Source organism: Pseudomonas persica (genome assembly GCF_900291015.1).
Taxonomy (GTDB): domain Bacteria; phylum Pseudomonadota; class Gammaproteobacteria; order Pseudomonadales; family Pseudomonadaceae; genus Aquipseudomonas.
This window is the reverse complement of sequence record NZ_OLKL01000025.1, coordinates 19,651-42,119: the sequence shown is the minus strand read 5'-3', so window position 1 is coordinate 42,119 and position 22,469 is coordinate 19,651. Positions and strand designations below refer to the sequence as shown.

Annotated in this window: 17 protein-coding genes and 1 pseudogene; 10 read left to right on the top strand and 8 right to left on the bottom strand. The window is 64.4% G+C overall.

Annotated elements, in window-relative coordinates:
* Window positions 1-243 precede the first annotated feature (243 nt).
* The 5 genes from FQ664_RS12585 to FQ664_RS12565 all read left to right on the top strand — a co-directional run bounded on the left by FQ664_RS12585 (window position 244) and on the right by FQ664_RS12565 (window position 6,359).
* On the top strand, window positions 244-1,980 hold the full coding sequence (locus FQ664_RS12585) for a type I secretion system permease/ATPase (protein ID WP_144172197.1): 1,737 nt from the start codon (window positions 244-246) through the stop codon (window positions 1,978-1,980).
* A 6-nt stretch (window positions 1,981-1,986) separates the two neighbouring features.
* A complete protein-coding gene (locus tag FQ664_RS12580; RefSeq protein ID WP_144172196.1) occupies window positions 1,987-3,327 on the top strand; it encodes an HlyD family type I secretion periplasmic adaptor subunit in 1,341 nt (446 codons plus the stop codon).
* Window positions 3,328-4,656 (top strand): TolC family outer membrane protein, encoded by a 1,329-nt coding sequence (locus FQ664_RS12575; RefSeq protein WP_144172195.1) that lies wholly within the window; start codon window positions 3,328-3,330, stop codon window positions 4,654-4,656. It begins immediately after the preceding gene.
* A 123-nt stretch (window positions 4,657-4,779) separates the two neighbouring features.
* Window positions 4,780-5,643 (top strand): sensor domain-containing diguanylate cyclase, encoded by an 864-nt coding sequence (locus tag FQ664_RS12570; RefSeq protein ID WP_144172194.1) that lies wholly within the window; start codon window positions 4,780-4,782, stop codon window positions 5,641-5,643.
* Window positions 5,644-5,690: 47 nt separating this feature from the next.
* Entirely contained in the window at window positions 5,691-6,359 is a 669-nt protein-coding gene (locus FQ664_RS12565; protein WP_144172193.1) for a class I SAM-dependent methyltransferase, read from the top strand.
* A gap of 67 nt (window positions 6,360-6,426) precedes the next feature.
* Here the strand turns inward: FQ664_RS12565 and quiC are convergent, their stop codons facing one another.
* A complete protein-coding gene (quiC, locus tag FQ664_RS12560) occupies window positions 6,427-8,334 on the bottom strand; it encodes a 3-dehydroshikimate dehydratase QuiC (protein WP_144172192.1) in 1,908 nt (635 codons plus the stop codon).
* Window positions 8,335-8,658: 324 nt separating this feature from the next.
* Between quiC and FQ664_RS12550 the strand changes: the two genes are divergently transcribed.
* On the top strand, window positions 8,659-10,032 hold the full coding sequence (locus tag FQ664_RS12550) for an MFS transporter (RefSeq protein ID WP_144172191.1): 1,374 nt from the start codon (window positions 8,659-8,661) through the stop codon (window positions 10,030-10,032).
* Between the two features lie 36 nt (window positions 10,033-10,068).
* On the opposite strand, the gene FQ664_RS12545 is transcribed toward FQ664_RS12550, so the two are convergent.
* The 5 genes from FQ664_RS12545 to FQ664_RS12525 all read right to left on the bottom strand — a co-directional run bounded on the left by FQ664_RS12545 (window position 10,069) and on the right by FQ664_RS12525 (window position 16,282).
* The gene (locus tag FQ664_RS12545; protein ID WP_144172190.1) at window positions 10,069-11,481 is read right to left on the bottom strand and encodes a DOPA decarboxylase; all 1,413 of its coding nucleotides are present in this window, start codon (window positions 11,479-11,481) and stop codon (window positions 10,069-10,071) included.
* A 181-nt stretch (window positions 11,482-11,662) separates the two neighbouring features.
* Complete coding sequence (locus FQ664_RS12540) at window positions 11,663-12,607, bottom strand: LysR family transcriptional regulator (protein WP_144172189.1); 945 nt, start codon at window positions 12,605-12,607, stop codon at window positions 11,663-11,665.
* A gap of 143 nt (window positions 12,608-12,750) precedes the next feature.
* Window positions 12,751-13,461, bottom strand: a complete 711-nt coding sequence (locus FQ664_RS12535; protein WP_144172188.1) for a YebC/PmpR family DNA-binding transcriptional regulator — start codon at window positions 13,459-13,461, stop codon at window positions 12,751-12,753.
* Window positions 13,462-13,558: 97 nt separating this feature from the next.
* Window positions 13,559-14,950 carry an FAD-dependent oxidoreductase gene (locus FQ664_RS12530; protein ID WP_144172187.1) on the bottom strand — a complete coding sequence of 464 codons (1,392 nt, stop codon included), beginning with the start codon at window positions 14,948-14,950 and terminating at the stop codon, window positions 13,559-13,561.
* 15 nt (window positions 14,951-14,965) lie between these two features.
* Window positions 14,966-16,282, bottom strand: coding sequence for an MFS transporter (locus FQ664_RS12525; protein ID WP_144172186.1), 1,317 nt, complete (start codon window positions 16,280-16,282; stop codon window positions 14,966-14,968).
* Window positions 16,283-16,525: 243 nt separating this feature from the next.
* Here FQ664_RS12525 and FQ664_RS12520 point away from each other — a divergent pair, with 243 nt between their 5' ends.
* Complete coding sequence (locus tag FQ664_RS12520; protein WP_144172185.1) at window positions 16,526-17,395, top strand: LysR substrate-binding domain-containing protein; 870 nt, start codon at window positions 16,526-16,528, stop codon at window positions 17,393-17,395.
* A 94-nt stretch (window positions 17,396-17,489) separates the two neighbouring features.
* Window positions 17,490-17,861, top strand: coding sequence for a DUF2784 domain-containing protein (locus FQ664_RS12515; RefSeq protein WP_144172184.1), 372 nt, complete (start codon window positions 17,490-17,492; stop codon window positions 17,859-17,861).
* Here FQ664_RS12515 and tam read toward each other — a convergent pair.
* Window positions 17,851-18,627, bottom strand: coding sequence for a trans-aconitate 2-methyltransferase (gene tam / locus FQ664_RS12510; protein ID WP_144172183.1), 777 nt, complete (start codon window positions 18,625-18,627; stop codon window positions 17,851-17,853). The genes FQ664_RS12515 and tam overlap by 11 nt on opposite strands.
* Before the next feature lie 118 nt (window positions 18,628-18,745).
* A complete protein-coding gene (locus tag FQ664_RS12505) occupies window positions 18,746-20,158 on the bottom strand; it encodes an amino acid permease (protein WP_144172182.1) in 1,413 nt (470 codons plus the stop codon).
* 325 nt (window positions 20,159-20,483) lie between these two features.
* Between FQ664_RS12505 and FQ664_RS12500 the strand changes: the two genes are divergently transcribed.
* Together FQ664_RS12500 and FQ664_RS12495 are read left to right on the top strand one after the other, a co-directional pair.
* Window positions 20,484-21,908 carry an aminotransferase-like domain-containing protein gene (locus tag FQ664_RS12500; protein ID WP_144172181.1) on the top strand — a complete coding sequence of 475 codons (1,425 nt, stop codon included), beginning with the start codon at window positions 20,484-20,486 and terminating at the stop codon, window positions 21,906-21,908.
* A gap of 362 nt (window positions 21,909-22,270) precedes the next feature.
* Window positions 22,271-22,459, top strand: a pseudogene (locus FQ664_RS12495) (FAD-binding protein); the annotation flags it as partial.
* Window positions 22,460-22,469 lie beyond the last annotated feature (10 nt).

Genomic DNA, 22,469 nt, shown 5'->3' with positions numbered 1-22,469 from the left:
GGCGGTGATAATGCAATGCAAATGACTGTTTTATTGGCACTTATAAAAACTTCAAAGATTTGATAGAGCGAAACGATATTACCGTCCATGTCGCTGCAACCTACGCTCCAGCATGTGGGAGCAGCGCAGCGTTTTGGACCATTCGCCATAAGAGCGATCCGCCTGCGAGCCAACCAGAAGCCACGACTACCGCTGCACGGGGCGCCGCAAGAGCTTCCCGATTTGCGATAAAGGGAGGCCCCGATGCACAAGCCACCACGCACGCGTTCCGAGCTGGCCGATGTGTTGTTCCGCCTGCGCCGCAGCTTTTTTGCCTTGGCCGCCTTCAGCGGCGTCATAAACGTCATGATGTTGACGCCAGCAATTTATATGTTGCAGGTGTACGACCGTGCCCTGGTCAGCCGCAACGTCACCACCCTGACCATGCTCACTCTGTTGGTGATCGGTTTGTTCATGCTGATGTCGGCGCTGGAGATGGTCCGCACCCGCGTGCTGATCCGGGTCGGCAACTTCCTCGACATGGACCTCAACCGACGCATCTTCAGCGCCGCCTTCGAGCGCAACCTGAGCCGCGCCGGCGGCAACCCGGCCCAGGCCCTGCAAGATCTGGCGCAGGTGCGGCAATTTCTGACCGGCAACGGCCTGTTCGCCTTCTTCGATGCCCCCTGGACACCGATCTACCTGCTGGTCTGCTACCTGATCCACCCACTGCTGGGGCTGATCACGCTGATCGGCTCGCTGATTCTGGTGGGCCTGGCCTACCTCACCGAAAAGGCCACGCAAAAACCCTTGGCCGAGGCCAACCAGGCGGCCCTGTCGTCGGCCTGCTACGCCAACAACAACCTGCGCAACGCCGAGGTGATCGAAGCCATGGGCATGCTGCCGGCGATCGGCAAGCGCTGGTACCAGGGCCACTTGCACATCCTGCAGATGCAAACCCTGGCCTCCGACCGCGCAGCGCTGATCAGTAGCACCGGGCGCTTCGTGCGCATTACCTTGCAGTCGGTGATCCTCGGTGCCGGCGCCCTGCTGGCGATCGAAGGCAAGATCACCCCCGGCATGATGATCGCCTGCTCGATCCTCACCGGCCGCGCCCTGGCCCCGGTGGAGCAGGTGATCGCCGCATGGAAGCAACTGCAGGGCTGTCGTTCCGCCTGGGACCGGCTCAACGACCTGCTGCACGACTTCCCACAGCGGCCGCCGAGCATGTCACTACAAAGGCCGATGGGCATGCTGGCCGTGGAAAACGTGATCGCCGGCGCCCCCGGCACCAGCAACAACATCGTGCGCGGGGTCAGCTTCAGCCTGGTCCCGGGGGAAAGCCTGGGCATCATCGGCCCTTCGGCCTCGGGCAAGTCCACCCTCGCCCGCCTGCTGGTAGGCGTATGGCCGACCCAGGCCGGCAAGGTGCGCCTGGACGGCGCCGACATCTTCACCTGGAACAAGGCCGAACTCGGCCCCTGGCTCGGCTACCTGCCGCAAGACGTGGAGTTGTTCGAGGGCACCATCGCCGAGAACATCGCACGCTTTGCTGAAGTGGACAGCGAGGCGGTGATCCGCGCTGCCCGCAGCAGCGGCGTGCACGACATGATCCTGCGCTTCCCGCAGGGCTACGACACCCGCCTGGCAGCCGACGGCAGCCCGCTGTCCGGTGGCCAGAAGCAACGCATCGCCCTCGCCCGTGCGCTGTATGGCGAGCCGAACCTGGTGGTGCTGGACGAGCCCAACGCCAACCTCGACGACGTTGGCGAAAAAGCCCTGGTCGATGCCCTGGCCGAACTCAAGGCGCGCGGGGCCACGGTAATCCTGATTTCCCACCGGCCCAATGTGCTGTGCGCGGTCGACAAGGTGCTGATGCTGCGTGACGGCGCCGTGCAAATGCTCGGCAGCCGCGACGAAGTGTTCGCGGCGCTGCGCAAGGCCAGTGTGATCCCGGCAGCAGGCGCTGCGCCGCTGGCTTCGGTAAAAGCACGGGAGTGACCGATCATGCAGATGACCCAACACACCGAATTGATTCCCGCCGAGGCCCGCAACGAAATCGACCTGGACATCGGTCGGCCAGCACGCTGGGGCGTATGGCTGGTCATCGCCGGCTTTGGCGGCTTCCTGCTGTGGTCGTGCCTGGCGCCGCTGGATGCCGGGGTGGTCGCCACCGGCACGGTCAAGGTCACCAGCAACCGCAAGGCGGTGCAGCACCTGACCGGCGGCACGATCGAGGCAATCCTGGTGCGCGAAGGCGAGGTGGTGAAAAAAGGCCAGGAAGTGGTACGCCTCGACGCCCTGCGCGCGGTGGCCGAACAGGGTGCGGTCAGTGCCCAGTACATTGTCAGCAAGACCGTGGAAAACCGCCTGGAAGCCGAACGCGATGGCCGCGACACGGTCACCTTCGACCCTGCCCTGCTCAAGCACTACGGCAGCGACCCGCGCCTGCTGGCAGCCATGGACCTGCAACAGCGCCTGCTGGACACCCGCCGTGCAGGCCTTGCCGGTGAACTGAGCATCCTCGAGGAAAACCTCGCCGCCACTGCGGTACAGCTCAAGGGCCTGCAGCAGGTGTACGGCGCCCGCGCCTCGCAGATCGGCTTCCTCAACCAGGAACTGCAAGGGACCCGTGTACTGGCCGCCGAAGGCTATGTGCCACGCAACCGCCTGCTGGAACTGGAGCGCAACAATGCCGACCTGTCCGCCGGTCAGGCCGAAAACCTCAACAACATTGCCCGCACGCGCAGCCAGGCCACCGAGATCAAGCTGCGCATGCTGCAACGCCAGCACGACTACCTCAAGGAAGTGGAGTCGCAACTGACCGATACCGCCAAGGAAAACACCACCCTGGCCGACCGCCTGCGCGCGCTGGACTACGAAGTGACCCACACGGTGATCCGCTCACCGATCGACGGCATGGTCCAGGCCCTGAGCATCGCCACGGTCGGCGGCGTCATCCAGCCTGGGGCCAAGATCATGGAGGTGGTGCCGCTCGACCAGCCGTTGCAGGTCGACGCGATGATCCCGGTACAGGCCATCGACAAGATGGTCCCGGGCCTGGACGTGGACCTCGCCTTCCCGGCCTTCAACCATGCGCAGACGCCGAACATCCCGGGGCGGGTCAAGACCATCTCCGCCGACCGCCTGATGGACGAAGAAAGCAAACAGCCGTACTACCTGGCCCAGGTGGAAGTGACGCATGACGGCATGGGCCTGCTGGGCAGCAACCACATCCGCCCCGGCATGCCGGCTACCGTCACCATCAAGACCGGCGAGCGCAACCTGCTAAGCTATCTGCTCAAGCCGATGCTCGAACGCGTGGACGCCTCGTTCAAGGAGCAGTGAATGAATCACCGGTGCCTGATGTTTTGCCTTTTGGGGTTGTCCGCACAGACCAGTGCCATGGACCTGAAACAAGCCTGGGACCTGCTGCAGTACCAAGGCCCGATCTACCGCGCCGCGGTGCACGAGAAAGAAGCCGGCAGCGAGAACCGCGCCATCGGCCAGGCCGGCCTGCTACCGCAGATCAACGCTGCGGGCTACTTCAACAAGGTCAATGGCAGTCAGCGTCAGAATGGCCGGGACAGCGACCTGGACTATGACTCCAAAGGCGCCAACGTGCGTTTGCGTCAACCGCTGTTCAACAAGCAGAAAATGGCCGAATACCGTCAGGGCCAGCAACGTGCCGACTATAGCGTGGCGGTGTTCGACGCCAAGAGCCAGGACGCTGCGGTGCGCCTGGCCGACGCCTACTTCGACGTGCTGTTGGCCAGCGAAACCATCACCCTGGCCAAGGCCAAGCTGAATGCCTTCGAAGAGCAGTTGGCGTCGGCCAAGCGGCGCATGGAGCTGGGTGCCGGCACCATCACCGACATCGACGAGTCGGTGGCCCGCCGCGACCTGGCCGAGGCCGACCTGATCGAAGCCGAGGACAACCTGGTCAACGCCCGCCGCAAGCTGGAGGAATACATCGGTGAAACCCCGCAGTCGCTGACCACCTTGCAACCAGGCTTCAACACGCCGCCGCTGATGCCGGGCAATCTGCAGGACTGGCTGGTCAAGGCCCAGGCCGACAGCCCGTTGATTCATGCACGCCGGCACAACTACGAGCTGGCCGAAGAAGAAGTGAAACGCGCCCGCGCCGGGCACTGGCCGACCCTGGATTTCGTGGCCGGCTATACCGCCGGCAGCAGTCAGTCGATTTCCGAACTGAACCAGCGCAACCACTACAGCTCGATCGGGCTGGAGCTGAACATTCCGCTGTATAGCGGTGGCAGCACCAGCGCCCTCACCCGCCAGGCCAGCGCCAACAGTTCCAAGGCCCTGGATGAACTGGACGCCACGCGCCAGGAAGTGATTTCCGGCACCACCCGCGAGTACCGCGGCGTGCAGAGTGGCGCCTTGCGCATTCAGGCGCTGGAAAAGGCCGTGGCGTCCAACGAACGCTCGCTGCTTTCGGCCCGCAAGGGCTTCAAGGAAGGCGGCACCAGCACCAACTCGGATGTGCTCAATGCCGAAGAGTTGCTGTATGACGCCCGCCATGACCTGTTCGAGGCGAAGTTGAACTACCTGATGTCGCGGCTGCGCCTGGCATCGTCGGTGGGCAGCCTGGGAGATGACGATATCCAGCAGATCAATGATTACCTTGGGCCGGAGCTGGTGGTGAGCAACTGACTGCAGATCGCTCCCACAGGGTGCGCGAATGGCTGGTGAACTCGCCTCTCTTTATGCAGCACTTACCGCATTTTATTCCATTTCAGGCTATGATCGGTCACCCCGCCGCGGACGCCCTGACCTATGCCCGTCGACCTGCAAGCGTTATATCCCAGGCTGATCCACCTGATGCTGGACACGGTGTTCGTGGTCGACAGGGACAACCAGATCGTTTTCGTCAGCGATGCCTGCGAGGCGTTGCTGGGCTACCAGGCCGGCGAGCTGATCGGCACCCCGATCACCGACTACATGCACCCTGACGACCTGGCGATCACCCGCGCGTCGATCGTCCGGGTGATGAACGGCCAACCCCATTACGACTTCCGCAACCGCTACATCCGCAAGGATGGCAGTATCGTGCACATCCTGTGGGCGGCCTGCTGGTCCGATGAGGCCGATGCCCGCATCGGTGTGGCGCGAGATATCACTGCCCAACGCCAGGCCGAGGACGAACTGCGCTTCCTGGCCCATCATGACCCCCTCACCCGCCTGGCCAACCGGGCCATGTTCAATGAGCGGCTGGACACTGCCCTTGCCGCGGCCCGGCGCCACAACCAGCCGCTGGCATTGCTGTTCATCGATATCAATGACTTCAAGGACATCAACGACAATCACGGGCACAGCGTCGGCGACCGAGTGCTGTGCACCTTGGCTCGGCGCCTGGAAGGCTGTGTGAGTGCGACCGATACAGTGGCGCGGATGGGTGGTGACGAGTTCACCGTGCTGCTGACCGACTACGCCTCGCCCGAGGCGATTGCCGAGCAGGTGGCACGCATCCTGACAGCCATGGCCGAGCCACTCGGTGCCGAGTTTGCGGGCATCGCCCCGCCATCCTGCAGCATTGGCGTGGCCTGCTTCCCCGAGGATGGCACCGATGCCGACATGCTGCTGCGCCATGCTGATGGCGATATGTACCGGATCAAGCGACAGCGCGCCACGGCCGGCTGATCGAGCTGGCGGCCCGCGGGTGGAATCGACCCACAACGGAGATGACCATGCGCAACCCTGAAGACGCCTTGCTCGACAGCTGGCAGCATAACGCCCAGGCCTGGATCGATGCGGTGCGCAGCGGCGCCATCGATAGCCGTCGCCAGGTCACCGACCAGGCCATCCTGCTGGCCATCCTTGGTCGCCAGCCCGAACGCGTGCTCGACCTGGGCTGTGGTGAAGGCTGGCTGCTGCGTGCGCTGGGCGAGCGTGGTGTCGAGGCGGTAGGTGTGGATGGTGATCGGGCGCTGGTGGATGCCGCGCGCGCTGCGGGTTCCGCCGAGGTGCACCTGGCCAGCTATGCACAACTGGCCGATGCGCAGGCCTTTGTTGGCAAGGACTATGACCTGGTCTGTGCCAACTTCGCCCTGTTGCAGCAGGACATCATCCCGCTGCTGGCGGCGATGAATGCGTTGCTGGTGCCCGGCGGTGCGCTGGTGATCCAGACCCTGCACCCATGGAGCGTGGCGGATGGCGATTACCAGGATGGCTGGCGCCAGGAGTCGTTTGCCGGGCTGGCCGGGGATTGGCAAGTGATGCCGTGGTACTTCCGCACCCTGGCCAGTTGGCTGAATGCGCTGGACATGGCGGGGTTGCGGCTGGTCAGTCTGCAGGAGCCACAGCACCCGCAGAGTGCGCTGCCGCAGTCATTGCTGCTGGTGGCTGAGGGGCGCTGAACCACTGTGGCTTTACCGGCCTCATCGCCGGCAAGCCAGCTCCCACAGGTACTACACAGGCAAGCAACTACAGGACCGGCTTGCGCACCGCCCCGCTGCGGGCCTTGGCCATGGCCGCCAGGCGCACCGCGACGTTGGCCGCACCGTAACCGGCATACCCCCCCTTGCGCTGGATGATCTCGAAGAAGAAACGCTCTTCGAACGGCTCGGTGTACACGTGGAACAGCTCGCCACCCTGGGCATCGCGGTCGTACAGCACGTTGTAGTAGGCCAGTTCGCTGAGGAACTCGTCGTCGAAATCGAAACGCGCCGCCAGGTCGTCGTAGTAGTTCAGCGGGATCTCCAGCAGTGGTACACCAGCCAGTTTGGCCCGTGTCACTTCGCGGAAGATGTCGTCGCAATCGAAGGCGATGTGGTGCACCCCCGAACCGCGGTAGCTGGACAGCGCATGGGCGATGGCGGTGTTGCGGTTTTCCGAGATGTTCAGCGGCAGGCGCAAGGTGCCGCACTGGCTACGCAGGGCGCGGCTCTTGACCAGGCCGTAAGGGTCCGGCAGCACCACTTCGTCGTCGGCAGCGAAGTCGAACAGGCTCTTGTAGAACAAGACCCAGCTGTCCAGCGACTCGGCCGGCAGGGCCAGGGCCATGTGGTCGATGCGGCGCAGGCCGCCGGTGGCTGTGGCGCTCTTGTCCAGGCTGAAGTCGGTGTCGTACAGGGTCTGGCCGGCAGTGCCCTGCTCCACCAGGTACAGCAAGCTGCCATCCGGCGCACGTACCGCCGGCACTTCGCACTCGTTAGGCCCGACCAGGCCGCGGAACGGCTGGCCACGGTAGGCGGTGGCACGCTTCAGCGCGGCCTGCTGGTCCTTGACCCGCAGCGCGGTGGCGCACAGCGACGGCCCGTGGGCCTCGAAGAAGTTGTGGCCGAAGGAATAGGGTTCGGCGTTCAGCACAATGTTGATATCGCCCTGGCGCAGCAGTTGCACCTCTTTGCTGCGGTGCTTGCCGGCTTCGGCAAAGCCCAGGCGCTTCAGCCAGCTACCCAGGCGCGCGCCGACGGCTTCGTCGACCGCGAATTCGAGGAACTCCACACCGTCATAGGCACTGGCCACCGGTGGGGTGAACAGCACACCGGGTTCGATTGGCGTGCCTTCCTGTTCCAGACGCAGGCGAGTCTGCTCTTCGAGGTACAGCAGCGAACGCAGGCCGTCGGCGGCATTCTGCCGGGACGGCGCGGCGCGGAAGCCGTCGTTGAAGATTTCCAGCGACAGCGGCCCGCGGTAGCCGGTGGCGAGGATTGGCGCCAGGAAACCGGCCATGTCCATCTCGCCCTGCCCCGGGAAGCAGCGGAAGTGTCGGCTCCACTCCAGCACATCCATGGCCAGGAGCGGGGCATCGGCCATTTGCACGAAGAAGATCTTGTCGCCGGGGATATCGCCGATCGCGCTCGGGTCGCCCTTGAGCGACAAGGTGTGGAAGCTGTCGAGAATCACCCCGAGGGCCGGGTGGTCAGCCTGGCGCACCAGGTTCCAGACTTGCTGGTAGGTGTTGACGTGGCGGCCCCAGGCCAGGGCTTCGTAGCCAATGCGCAGGCCGCGTTGGCCGGCATGCTCGGCCAGCAGGCGCAGGTCGTCGACCAACAACTGTTCTTCGCCCAGGGCATCGGCCTGGACGTTGCTGCACACCAGCACCAGGTCGGTGCCCAGCTCCTGCATCAGGTCGAACTTGCGCTCGGCGCGGTCGAGGTTTTTCTGCAGGCGGTGGCGGCGGCAGCCTTCAAAGTCGCGGAACGGCTGGAACAGGGTGATGGCAATACCCAGATCGGCGCACATTTGCCGTACCTGGCGCGGGCTGCCGGCGTAATAGAGCAGGTCGTTTTCGAAGATCTCGACGCCGTCAAAACCGGCGGCGGCGATGGCTTCGAGCTTTTCCGGCAGGGTGCCGCTCAAGGACACGGTAGCGATCGAACGCTGCATGGCGGGAGTTCCTTGTTGTTGGAGGATTACGGAGCAACTTCAAGGCCAGGGCTGCCTGTACCGGCGATAGGGTCGGACCTGGAAAATCAGGCCCACAGTTCCTGGCACGATCGATTATTCGCAGGTAAAGTCGACGCTTCAATCTCTTTGTACGGAATAGTTAGTTTTGCGTTCGATTATCGCACACAACCCGTTTTAGCGAATTGCCAGTCCGCTGACCCGTGGTCAACATGAACCACAGACGCAGGCACACCGACCACTGCCTCCTGCCTTGGCCAACCTCCGGCGGAACCTGCGCAAACAACAATAACAACGGAGACAACGATGGCTCACTCCAGCTCGCAAGCCAAGAAAGCGACCGCCAGTGGATGGATAGGCTCGGCACTCGAGTACTACGATTTCTTCATCTACGCCCAGGCCGCTGCGCTGATTTTCCCGCAGATCTTCTTCCCCAACACCGACCCGAAAATGGCCATCATCGCCTCGCTGGCCACCTACGGCGTGGGTTACCTGGCGCGCCCGGTCGGCGCCTTCGTGCTGGGCCACTGGGGGGACACTCGCGGGCGCAAGAACGTCCTGCTGCTGTGCATGTTCCTGATGGGCCTGTCGACCATGGCCGTAGGCCTGCTGCCTACCTACCACGACATCGGCCTGCTCGCCCCGGCCCTGCTGGTGCTGCTGCGCCTGGTCCAGGGCTTTGCCGTGGCCGGTGAAATTTCCGGTGCCAGTTCGATGATCATGGAGCACGCCCCGTTCGGTCGACGGGGCTACTACGCCAGCTTCACCCTGCAAGGCGTGCAGGCTGGCCAGGTGCTGGCGGCGGCAGTATTCCTGCCACTGGCCTACTTCATGCCCAGCGAAGCCTTCAACGACTGGGGCTGGCGCATTCCGTTCCTGATGAGCGCCTTCGTGCTGATTGCCGGCTTCATCATCCGTAAGGAAGTGCACGAAACCCCGGCGTTCGTGAAGGAAGAGCAGCAGGACAAAGTTGCCAAGTCACCGATCAGCGAGGCCTTCCGCCACAGCTGGAAGCACATGGTGCTGGTGATGTTCATGGCCTTGATGAACGTGATCCCGGTGGTGGCCACCATCTTCGGGGCGGCCTACGCGGTGCAACCGGCCTATGGCATCGGCTTCGACAAGAGCGTGTACCTGTGGATTCCGGTAGTGGGCAACATCGTCGCGGTGCTGGTGATCCCGTTTGTCGGCAACCTGTCCGACAAGATCGGCCGTCGCCCGACCATGATCGCCGGTTGCCTGGGCTCGGGTCTGCTGGCCTTCGTCTACCTGTATGCGATCAGCATCCACAACGTACCGCTGGCGTTCGCCTCGTCGATCGTCATGTGGGGCATGGTCTACCAGGGTTACAACGCCGTGTTCCCCAGCTTCTACCCGGAGCTGTTCCACACCCGCTACCGCGTTTCGGCCATGGCCATCGCGCAGAACATCGGCACCATGCTGACCGCCATGCTGCCGGCGCTGTTCGCCCTGGTTGCCCCGCCCGGCTCGGACAACATCCCGCTGGTGGTCGGTGGCCTGGCGTTCTTCATCACCTGCGTGTGCGCCCTGGCGGCGTACATCGCCCCGGAAACCCATCGCCTGGCGATGGAAGACCTGGGTAACCGCAATGCCAAGCCGATGGACAAAACTGCGTATGAGGCTAGCCGTAAAGGGAGCTTTCAGGCAGTGAGCCACTGATAGATTGCAGGGGGCTGCTCTGCAGCCCCGGCAACTTCAGCCCTTGACCACTTCCTGCAGGCGCTGCCAAAGCCTCTCGACATCCCCCCGCTCGGTCGGCAACGCACCAATCGACACCCGCACCATCCACCGCCCATCCAGCGTTGCCGGCGTCACATAGGCATCCCCCGAGGCATTCAACCGCTCGGCCCAGCCCTTGGTATGCGCATCCAGCGCCTCCCCTGCCAGCCCCGCCGGCCGATGGCGAATACACAACGTCTGCAACTGCACCGGCGCCAACACTTCCCACTCCCCAGCCGCCGCAACCTGCCCGGCCAGCCACTGGGCATTGTCCAGGTCACGCCGCAGCCGTGCCTGCAGCGCCTCAACCCCCTCGCTGCGCAGCATGAACCACAGCTTCAACGCGCGGAACCGGCGCCCCAGCGGGATACCCCAGTCACGCAAGTTCTTCACCTCGCCATCCACCGCCGACTGCAGGTAGCTGGGGTTGGTGCTCATGACCCGGATCAGGTGCTGCGGGTCGCGCACGTAGTAGATCGAGCAATCGAAGGCCACACCCAACCACTTGTGCGCGTTGACCACCAGCGAGTCGGCCAGCTCGATGCCATCCCACATCCAGCGGCACTCCGGCAGGATCATCGCCGAGCCGGCCATGGCCGAGTCCACGTGCAGCCACAGGCCATGGGCCTGGGCGATCTCGCCGATCGGCCGCAGCGGGTCGAGGGCTGTGGTGGCGGTGGTGCCGGTGGTCGCGACCACCGCGCAGGGCTGGTTGCCGGCGGCCAGGTCCTGCTCGATTGCCGCCTGCAACGCCTCCGGGCGCAGGGCGTAGTGTTCGTCGGTCGCGATCAGGCGAATGTTGTCGCGACCAAAACCGGCCAGCAGCGCGGCCTTGTCCACCGAGCTGTGGGCATGGGCGCTGACATACACGATCAACGGCTTGGCTTCGGCCTGCAGGCCGCCGCGCACCAGGGCGTAGTCGGTGGCGCGCTCGCGGGCGCTGATCAGCGCGACCAGGGTGCTGGTTGAAGCGGTGTCCTGGATCACCCCGCTCCATTGGCCAGACAAGCCCAGCAGCTGGCGCAGCCAGTCGAGGGTGGTCTCTTCCAGTTCGCTCAGTGCCGGGCTGGACTGCCACGACAGACCCAGCACGCCCAGGCCGGTGCTGAGGAAGTCACCCAGTACCGAAGACAAGGTACCGTTGGAGGGGAAGTAACCGTAGAAGTCCGGGTGCTGCCAATGGGACAGGCCGGGCATGACCAACCGGTTGACGTCGTCGAGGATCGCGGCGAAAGGTTCGCCTTGCCGTGGGGCCTGTGCGGGCAAGGCGGCCTTGAGGTAGCCGGGCTCGACCTGAGCCATGACCGGGCGCTCACCGACGGTTTGGCGGTAATCGGCGATAAGGTCGATCAGTTGGTGGCCGTACTGGCGGAATTGTTCGGGGGTCACCTGGGGTCTCCTGTGGGTTGTTCGCTGCCTGTACTGGCCTCTTCGCGGGTGAACCCGCTCCCACAGGTATGGCATCGCTTGTGGGAGCGGTTCACCCGCGAAGAGGCCGCTACAGGCCACACAATGCCCCCCAGTCTAGGTAGCTATCCCGAAGTGAATAACCCCGCTTCGCGCATACCTGCTATGGCAAACCCGCATGCCCGCCCTGCACGCCGAACTGCGACTGGCGCCACAACTCGAACACCCGGTTGCGCAACCAGCGGTGCTCGGCCGAGGCCTGCAGGCGCTGGTGCCACACCACCCAGTAGCGCTGGCTGTGGTCGATGAAACCCAACGGCCGCCAGGTCAGGTCATGCAGGCGGCAAAGCTGCCGGGCGATGTGCTCGGGGACGGTGGCCAGCGCCTGGCTGTTGGCGATCACCTGCACGGTGGCGGAGAAGAACGGCACTTCCAGGCTGATCCGCCGTTGCAGGCCCTGGGCGCGCAGGTGGCGGTCGATGAAGCTGTCCTTGTCGCCACCGCCGGAAATACGCACATGCTTGTGCGCCAGGTAGTCGGCCTGGCTGAGCGCGCCGTGGGCGGTCAGCGGGTGGTCTTGGCGCATCAGGCACACGGCACGGTCTTCGCCCAACAGGCGCCCGTGCAGGTTGGCTGGCGACTCGTCGAACAAGGTGGTGGCCAGGTCGATCTCGCCACTGGCCAGCAAGGCGTACTGGCCGGCCTGCCAGGTGCGGTACTCCAGCGATACGCCGGGTGCTTCGTGCTCCAGTGCAGCGACCAGCAGCGGCAGCATGTGCTCGGCCACATAGTCTGAGGCTGCCAGGCAGAAGCGCCGTTCGCAGCGAGCCGGGTCGAACACCGCGGGCTGGCGCAGGGCGTGCAGTTCTTCGAGCACTTGCCTTAGCGGTTCGACCAGGGCCTCGGCGTGTTCGCTAAGTACGTAGCCACGGCCTTGGCGCACCAGCAACGGGTCGTCGAAGGCTTCGCGCAGGTGGGCCAGTTGGCGGCTGAGGGCGGACTGGCTGACGCCCAGGCGCTCGGCGGCATGGCTGAGGTTCTTCAGCTGCAGCAGGTGGTCGAGGGTGCGCAGGTGGGCGAGGCTGAGGGAGGCGAAGGTGGGGTTCATGCAGGCTCCCTTCTATTGGATCGACCGGCCCAATCGCCGGCAAGCCAGCTCCCACAGGGTCACCGCAACCATCGGGGCTTGTGATGTACCTGTGGGAGCTGGCTTGCCGGCGATGGGCCGCAAAGCGGCCCCAAATGCACAGATCAGTCAGTCAGACCAACATAAACGTTCTGCACATCATCGTTCTCGTCGATCGCCTCGAGGAACGCTTCAACCTCGGCCAATGCTTCAGCACTCAGGCTGGCCGCGCTCACCGGGTTCTTCGGGGTGTAGCCGATCTTCGCCGCGGTCACGGTGAAGCCATGCTCCGGCAGGGCCTTCTGCACCGCGTCCAGGTCGGTGGTGTCGGTAATGAACAGGGTCGAACCCTCTTCGTCACCTTCCTCGAAGTCCTGGGCACCGGCTTCGATGGCCGCCATTTCCGGGTCGGCGTCGCCGTTCGGAGTGGCTTCGATCAGGCCGACGTGGTTGAAGTCCCACGCCACCGAACCGCTGGCACCCAGCTGGCCCTTGCGGAACAGCACGCGGATTTGCGCGACGGTACGGTTGACGTTGTCGGTCAGGCACTCGACGATCAGCGGTACCTGGTGCGGGGCGAAACCTTCATAGCTTACTGCCGAGTACTGCACGGCATCGCCGTCCAGGCCCGCGCCCTTGCGGATTGCGCGCTCCAGGGTCTCGCGGGTCATCGAGGCCTTCTTGGCCTGTTCGATGGCCAGGCGCAGGCGCGGGTTCATGTCCGGGTCGGCGCCGGACTTGGCAGCGATCTGGATTTCTTTGGACAGCTTGCCCATGATCTTGCCTTTGGCGTTGGCCGCGGCTTCTTTATGTTTGGCTTTCCACTGTGCGCCCATGTCGACTCTCTTGTTTCAGCGGCCGGTTCAGGAAGCGACCGGCCAAAAGTGGGTGCAGTTTATACGCCCTCAGGCCGGTGTTCGACAAGACATCTCATCAGCCTTTATCCGCCTTGCCTGCCGCCGCGGCAAACCGCGCCAACCGCACATCCAGCTGGCGCGGACGCAAACCGTGGTCCTCGGCCCGCTCCTTGCGGCGGATGGCATTGCGCACCAGCAGCGAACCCAGGTAACGGATCGGCTCGGGCGGGAACAGCCCCAGGGGCCCCTTGACCAGCGGCGAACAGGTCCACGGATTGTCCAGCCCCAGCGCCAGCGAGGAAAGAATCTGCCCACCCATGTGGCACGGCCCGACGCCACTGCCGGAGTAACCAAAGCCGTAGAACACGTTGCCCTGCCCATCCAGCCGGCCAAAGAACGGCAAACCGGTCACCGAGCGATCGGACGGCCCGTTCCAGCTGGCCGCCAGTGGCACCTCGGCCAGCGCCGGGAAAAACCCGCCCAGGCTTTCGCGCAGCAGTGGCCGGTACGGCGACGGCTGGTCGAACACCGGCAACATGCGCCCGCCATAGGCGAAGGTATTGCCGCCCTTGCCGAGCATCAGCCGACCATCGGAGGTGTTGTGGTAGTAATGCACGAAAATCCGCGAATCGAGCACGCTGATGCCGCTGTCCAGGCCGACCTGGCGCAGCAGCTCGGGGCACGGTTCGGTGATCACCATGTCGCTGGAAACAATCGCCACGCTGCGCTCGAAACGCGGGAAGGCGCGCGCCATCCAGGCATTCAGGCCCAAGACCACGCGGTCGGCGCGCAGCGTGCCATGGGCCGTGCGCACCTGCACCGGCGCGCCATGCTCCAGGCCAGTCATGGCGGTACCCTCATGGATCCGCACGCCGCGCTGCAAGGCCACCCGGCGCAGGCCGCGCACCAGCCGGCCCGGCTGCACCGTGGCGGCGGCCGGCGAGAACCAGCCTTCCAGGTGCCGCGCCGAACCTGCCAGGCGCTGCACCTGCTGCAGCGGCAGGCGGCGAAACGAATTGATCCCCTTGTGCTCCAGCGCCGCGATCACCGCGTCGGTGGCGCCGACCTGGGCGGCGTTGGTGGCGGTGTACAGCGTGCCGTCCAGGCGGTAGTCGCAGTCGATGCCATTGGCCGCGCAGAACGCACCGATTTCCCCGATGCTGCGCTCCGACTCGCGCACCAGGCGCACCGCTTCGGCCACCCCGAACAAGCGCTCGAGGGTGAAGTACTTGGCCGCCCAGGACAACACGCAGCCACCATTGCGGCCACTGGCACCGGCGCCGCAGATATCGGCCTCGATCAGCACGATATCCAGGGCCGGCACCGCCTCCTTGAGCATCAGTGCAGTCCACAGGCCGGTGTAGCCGCCACCAACGATGCACACATCGCAACGGGCATCGCCGGGCAACGGCGGGCATAGCGCTTCCTGCGCCGAATCCAGGGCCTGTTGCAGCCAGAAGGGTCTCATTCGCTCGCTTTCCTTTCAGGTACGCAGTGGCTTGATTGCCATGCTGGTATTCGGTGCCACGTCGGTGCTTTGCGCAGCGCTGGCCGGGCGGCTGTTCCAGTGCGGCAGCAGCACCAGCGCCGAGAACAGCGCGCAGCCGGCGAACACGATGAACACCGTGACACCATCGAAGTAGCCCGGCAGCAGCCCGCCCAGCACTGCCCCCACCGAACCGCAGCCGTTGACGAAACCGGCCGCGGTGGCGCCAGCCTTGGCGGTGCCGAAGTCGATGGCCGCAGCGCCGCTGATCATCGAGTCCGGCCCGTACAGGGTCAGGCCCATGACGAACAGCAAGGCCACCACCAATATCACGCTGCCGGTGTGCATGGCCGCCATGAACGCCGCCAGGGCCACGGTCAGCAGCACCAGGCTGATCACGCAGGCCGGCATGCGCCGGGCGCCGAACAGCTTGTCGGAGGCCAGGCCGATGATGATCGGGCCGAGCAGCCCGGCCAGTTCGAAGGCTGTCGGGATGATCGCTGCCCCCACCTTGCCCACCGAAGGCATCTGCTCGAAGACGATCACCGGCCCCCACAGCAGGATGGCGTAGCGCGCCGGCTTCAACAGGAAGTACGCCAGCCCCAGGGTCAGCACCGTGCGGTTGCGCAGGATCTCTTTCAGCGGCGCCCACACGCTGCACAGGTTGCCGGCCGGGGCCATGCTCTGCGGCTCGGGCTCCACCGCTGGCAGGCCGACGTCTTCAGGCTTGTTGTGTTGCAGGAAGAAGAACAGCACGGCCACCAGCGCCACCACCGCGGCACTGGAGAAGAACGCCGCGTGCCAGGTACCGACCAGGGTATAGGCCCACCAGCCGGCGAACGGCGAGGCCACCAGGCCGCCGAAGGCATAGCAGGAGCTCCACAGGCCCAGCACCCGCCCACGCTGCGACGCCGGGAAGAAGCTGCCGATGTTCTTGCACAACCCGGCCCAGCCGGTGGATTGCGCCAGGCCCTGCACCAGCATGCAGGTGGCGAAGATCGGGAAGGTGGCGTAACTGCCCATCACCACCGCCGCCGCAGCAGAAATCAGCAGGCCGCCGAGCACCACCACACGCGGGCCGAAGCGGTCGGCAAGCATGCCCCAGGTGAACTGGCCCACGGCATAGGCGGCCAGGTAGATGGCGTCGAGGTTGGCCATGGCGGCCTTTTCGAGCATGAAGTCGGGGTCTTCAGCGATGCCCAGCTTGGCCACCGAGAAGGCCTTGCGGGTGAAGTAGAAGGCGGCGTAGGCCAGCCAGGTAATGGCGAAAATCTGGATACGCCAGCGTTTGAACGCGGCTAGGGATTGATTCATGTGAGTCTGACCTCTTGCTCGAGTGTGCCGGCAGAATGTGAAGAAACGCCTGTCTTGTTCTTGTGTTACGCACAGCGATGACGGGGCTGTCATCGGGTCAGATGGCGCCGTGTGGGGGCCATGGCCCTGGCGGCACTTGTGGTGCCAGCATCGGGCTGACACGCATGGAAACAGTTGCGCTAAGATAAATAAAATCGATTTATCGTATTTCACACATAAGCCCAGCTTGTTACTGAGGTCGTCATGTCGGTTTCCCACGCACAACTCAAGGCCTTCCATGCCGTGGCGGTGCACGGCAGCTTTACCCGCGCCGCCGAGAAGCTGTTTCTTACCCAGCCCGCGGTGTCGGACCAGGTGCGCAAACTGGAGGAACGCTTCGGCGTGTTGCTGTTCCACCGCAACAAGCGCTCGGTGCAGCTCACCGACCTCGGTGAGCGCTTGCTGGGCATCAGCCAGCGCCTGTTCGCCTGCGAAGCCGAAGCCCATGACCTGCTGCAGGATTCGCGTGCGCTGCACACCGGCAGCCTGGTGCTGGCGGTGGATGCGCCGGTGCACGTGCTGCCGCAGATCGCCCGCTTCTGCCAGCGTTACCCGGGCATCCAGGTAAAGATCGAGACCGGCAATACCGACGAGTCGCTGGCCCGGCTGTTCAGCTACCAGGCCGACCTGGCCCTGCTGGGGCGGGACGTCGACGATGAGCGGCTGCACTGCCTACCGCTGCGCCGCGACCCGATGGTGGCGTTCGTCTCCCACCAGCACCCGTGGGCCAGCCGCGGCGCGATCAGCCTGGCGGATCTGGACGATATGCCGCTGGTGCTGCGCGAGCCCGGATCGGTTACCCGACAGACCTTGGAGGAAGAAATGCAGCGCGCCGGGTTGCGGATACGCGCGGCGATCCAGGTGGAGGGCCGCGAAGCAGCGCGAGAGGCGGTGGTGGTCGGGATTGGTGTGGGGGTGGTATCGGCGGCGGAGTTTGGTGCGGATGCGCGGGTGTGTGCGTTGCCGATCATCGATTGCCAGCGGCACCTGACCGAGACACTGGTGTGCCTGAGCGAGCAGCGCACGCGGCGGGTGGTAGCGACCTTCCTGCAGATGGTGGAGGAAGGGTTGTAAGCCTGTACCGGCCTCTTCGCGGGCTTGCCCGCGAAGAGGCCGGTACAGGCAAGCCGACTATGCTGGGGTAACCTCAACCTTCGGCACACAAGCCATGCTCTACCGCCTTGCCGCCGACACCCTGGTCCTGCTGCACCTGGCCTTCATCCTGCTGGTGCTGTTCGGCGGCCTGCTGGTGCTGTGCTGGCGCCCTGCCCTGCTGCTGCACCTGCCGGTCCTGGCCTGGGGCCTGGCGGTGGAGTGCCTGCACCTGGGCTGCCCGCTGACCACCTGGGAAAACCGCATGCGCAACGCTGCCGGTGACGCAGGCTACCAGGGCGGCTTCGTCGAACACTACATCTGGCCATTGATCTACCCCGCCGGGCTGACCCCGCACATCCAGCTACTGCTGGGCACTTTCGTGCTGCTGCTCAACTTCGGCATCTACAGCTACGTGGCCTGGCGCTGGCGTCGCCCTAGCGGGTAGCGATCACGAACAACCGCGGGAACGGCAACAGCACCTTGCCATCGGTGGCCGGTGGGTAGTCGCGCTGCATGGCCTGCAGGTACATCTGCAGGAAAACCGCCTGTTCCTGCACCTCCAAGCGCGCCAGGTAGGGCCGCAATGCCGAGCCCTTGAACCATTCCACCACGGCTTCGGCGCCGCCAGCCAACGGGTGGTGATAGGTGGTACGCCACACATCCACCCGTGCACACAGCGGGCTGAGCAGGTCGTAGTAGAACGCCGCGTTGTGTCGTGGCGGCAGCTGGAAATCGGCAAATTTCGCCGCCCAGGGGCCCTGGCTGGCAATTTCGCGCAGTTGCCGGTGGGCCGGCTCGTCGAGGTTGTCCGGGGTCTGCACGGCCAGGCTGGCGCCTTCGCTCAGCTGGCGCACCAGGTGCGGGTACAGCGAGGCGTGGTCGGGTACCCATTGCAGCGAGGCATTGGCCAGGATCAGGTCCTGCGGTTCGGGGGCGGACCAGCCTGCAATGTCAGCGATGGCCATTCGCACGCGGGGGATGCACAGCCGTTTGCGCGCGCGGGCCTTGTCGATCATGTCCGGGTCGCTGTCCAAGGCCGTCACCTGGGCATCCGGGCAACGTTGCAGCAGCACCTCGGTGGAATTGCCGGGGCCACAGCCCAGGTCGGTGGCGTGGCGCACCGGGCGTGGCGGCACAGCGGCGAGCAGGTCGCGCACGGCGCGGGTACGCTCGTCCTCGAACTGGGAATACTGGGTGGCAGACCAGGCCATGTGAAGCTCCTTTGGACGGGCAATGTGTTGAGCATATGCCATATAACGGCTGCGCGGTCCATGTAGCAAAACGGCCGGGTCCCCAAGGGAGCCGGCCGTTTCGAAAAGCGAGTGACGCTTAGTGCTGCTTGCTGCCAGAACGGATCTGGTGCACCACACCCATCGCCACCACGACTGCCGCGGCGATACCGGTGGAAATCACCAGGATCTGGTAGTCAGGCATGAAGGCCATGGTCACCAGGGCAGCCACGATGAAGGCGATCACCAGGTAAGTCAGCCACGGGAACAGCCACATCTTCAGGCGTACTTCCTTGCCTTCGGCAATCAGCTTGCGGCGCATGCGCAGCTGCGAGAAGGCAATCACCAGGTACACCAGCAAGGCGATCATGCCAGTGGTGTTCATCAGGGTTTCCAGCACGTCTTTCGGGCGCAGGGTCTCGCTGAAGTTGATCAACGCACACACCACAGCCACGGCGCACGAACCCATGATCGCGTACACCGGGACACCGGTGCCAGCGCGGGTGATCTTGAACAACGACGGCGCGTCACCACGCTGGGCCAGAGAGAACAGCATGCGCGAAGCGGTGTAGTGACCCGAGATCAGGCAGCTGCTCACCGAGGTCAGCACCACGAAGTTCATCAGCAGCTCGGCATACGGCACGCCCAGCAGTTCCAGGGTGCGGCGGTAGGCGCCGTAGCCGGAAACGCCCAGATGCGGGTCGTTCCACGGTACCAGGCAGACGATCAGGAAGATCGAACCCACGTAGAACAGGCACACACGCCAGACCACCGAGTTGGTCGCCTTGACGATCTGCGCGGCCGGGTCCTTGGCTTCGGAAGCAGCGATGGTAACGATTTCCGCGCCGAGGAAGGCGAACATCACCCCGAGCAAGGCACCGATCACGGTACTGATGCCGTTGGGCATGAAACCTTCGGCGGTGAGGTGGCTGATGCCACGCACTTCACCGAACTGCCAGATGTTCAGCACGGCAGCGGTACACACGATCAGGAAGCAGACGATCGCGATCACCTTGATCAAGGCGAACCAGAACTCGAACTCACCGTAGTGCTTGACGTTGAAGAAGTTGACGGTGATCAGCAACAGGGTCGTGGCCAGCACGAACACGTTGACGCTGACATCGGGGAAGAAACCGTGCAGGATCTTGCCCGCCACATAAGCTTCCCAGGCCATGAGAATGACCCAGTACCACCAGTACAGCCAGCCGATGGTGAAACCGGCCCAACGGCCGATGGCGCGATCGGCGTAGGTGGAGAACGAACCGGTGTCTGGCGAGGACGTCGCCATTTCACCGAGCATGCGCATGATCAGTACCACCAGGATGCCGCCTGCCAGGTAGGCCAGGACAGCGGCTGGGCCGGCGCTATGAATTACGCTGCCGGAACCGACGAACAAGGCGCCGCCGATAACCCCGGCGATCGACATCATCGTCAGGTGGCGCGACTTGAGCGAGGCACTGAGCTTGCTCTCGTGCCCGCTTTTCGCGGTGGTGGTTGTGGATATTGCGTCCATCAGTTGTGTACCCCGTGCTTCTTTTTATCCAAGGAAAACCGTGAAACCCCGATGGCTGGCGGTTTCACCTGTACATCAGTGCTAATGCGCGCAGGATGGTGTGAACGAACACACGCAGGCCCTCCATGGCGGCCTGCTGACGCGCCCCAGGGCTAGCGCCTGGGGCGAACTGAACATGCTTTATGTGGCGATATCTGACACCTAATGTAAAAATGTCCGACGCAGAGAACCATGCACAGTGGCATGAAACTCGCACTGCACTGTACAGGTCGCCCATGCAATACACCTTGCAAACGCCGGGCGATACGCACCCTGAAGGCCCCGAATGTTCGAATTACATCCAGACTCCTCGACCCCGCTGGTGAACCAGATCATCGACGGGCTGCGCGAGCTCATCGACAACCAGACCCTCAAGCCAGGCGCCAAGGTCCCCTCGATCCGCGCCTTTGCCGCGAGCTATTCGGTGAGTACCTTCACCGTGGTCGAGGCCTACGACCGCCTGGTCGCCCAGGGCCTGCTGGTGAGCCGGGGCAATGCGGGGTTCTTCGTCAATCGTGCGGCGGGCGAATTGCTGGACCAGCACAATGCCGAGGTCGACACCAGTCGACCAACGTTCAACTCCGAGTGGTACCTGCAGCAGATCTTCGAAATCCGCCAGTTGCCGTTCAAGCCGGGGTGCGGCTGGCTGCCCAACGACTGGATGTACGAAGACGGCCTGCGCCGCGGCCTGCGCCAGGTGGCCGGCAGCCCGCTGGAGCTGTCGGGCTACGGCGACCCCATGGGCCTGCCGGAACTGCGCGCGCTGACCGCGCAGAACCTGCAGCAGGAACTGTCGATCGTCGCCAACCCGGCGCAACTGATGCTCACCCATGGCGCCAGCCAGGCCCTGGACCTGGCCGCGCGCACCCTGGTGCGCCCGGGCGATGTGGTGCTGGTGGACGACCCCGGCTATCCCAACCTGATGAGCATCCTGCGCACCCAGGGCGCGACCCTGGTCGGCGTGCCGCGCACACCCGCCGGCTACGACCTGAACCAGCTGGAGCAGTTGCTCACCCATCACCGCCCCACTGCGTTTTTCACCCAGCCGCACCTGCACAGCCCGACCTGCTCGCGCACCCCGCTGCCGCAGTTGCACCGTTTGCTGCAACTGGCCAGCCAGCATGGTTTTCGCCTGGTGGAGAACAACCTGTACGCCGACATGGTCGCCGAACCGCAGCCGTGCCTGGCCAGCCTCGACCACCTGCAGCAGGTGGTGTACGTGGGCAGCTATTCGAAGAGCATTTCGCCCAATGTACGGGTTGGCTACATGCTGGCCAACCCCGAACTGATGCAGAAACTGCTGCACCTGAAAATGCGCTCGGGCCTGACCACCTCGCAGGTGATGGAGCGTGTGGTGTATGCCGCGATCATCGACGGACGCTGGCGCAAGCACCTCAAGCGCCTGCGCCAGCGCTTGGCCGAGGCGCACCAGGAAGTTGGCCGGCATCTGCATCGGTTGGGCTTCGAGTTGTTCATCGAGTCGGATGAAGGCATGTACATCTGGACCCGCCACCCGGCGATTCCGGACAGCGCGGCGTTGCTGGATGATGCGCTGGAGAAAGGCATCATGCTCGGCCCCGGGCAGCTGTTCATGGTCGATGCCAAGGCGACCGGGTGGATGCGCTTCAATGTGGCGTTCAGTACCGAGCCGGCAATGTGGGAGTTGCTGGAAAAGGTGCTGGTGAAGCATGTGCGGCGCGCCGTTGCTTGATGCCAGCCAGTTGACGCCCCCCCGGGGCCGATGCAGTAGAGGTGTGAGAACCGCCAAGTTCTGCCTGTACTGGCCTCATCGCCGGCAAGCCAGCTCTCATAGAACTGCACATAACTCGTTGCATTAGCAGGGCCCCTGTGGGAGCGGCTTTAGCCGCGAACACCGGCGCNAAGGATGCACGGACCGCTTGCGAATTCAGTTCTCTATGCGACAGCGCAGACCAAAGGGCTGGGCCATCTCCCACAGGGATCGCGTCAACTTTTAAAAATTGAGCAAGACAGTTGCTCCCAGAGGGTATGCGGACCGCTTGCGATCTCAGTTCTCGACGCGACAGCGCGGCCCAAAGGGCTGGGCAACCGCCCTTTGCCGGCCTTGCAACAGGCAGTGCAGCCCGCGTGCTGGACCACGCGCTGCAGCCGATTCCTGGGCTGTATGCGGTGGGCAACGACATGCACAGCGTGATGGGCGGGCACTACCCGAGTGGCGGTGTTACCCTGGCGCCAGGGATGACACTTGGTTATCTGGCCAGTAGAGCGTTGAGTAACTTATAGGCTCCATCTG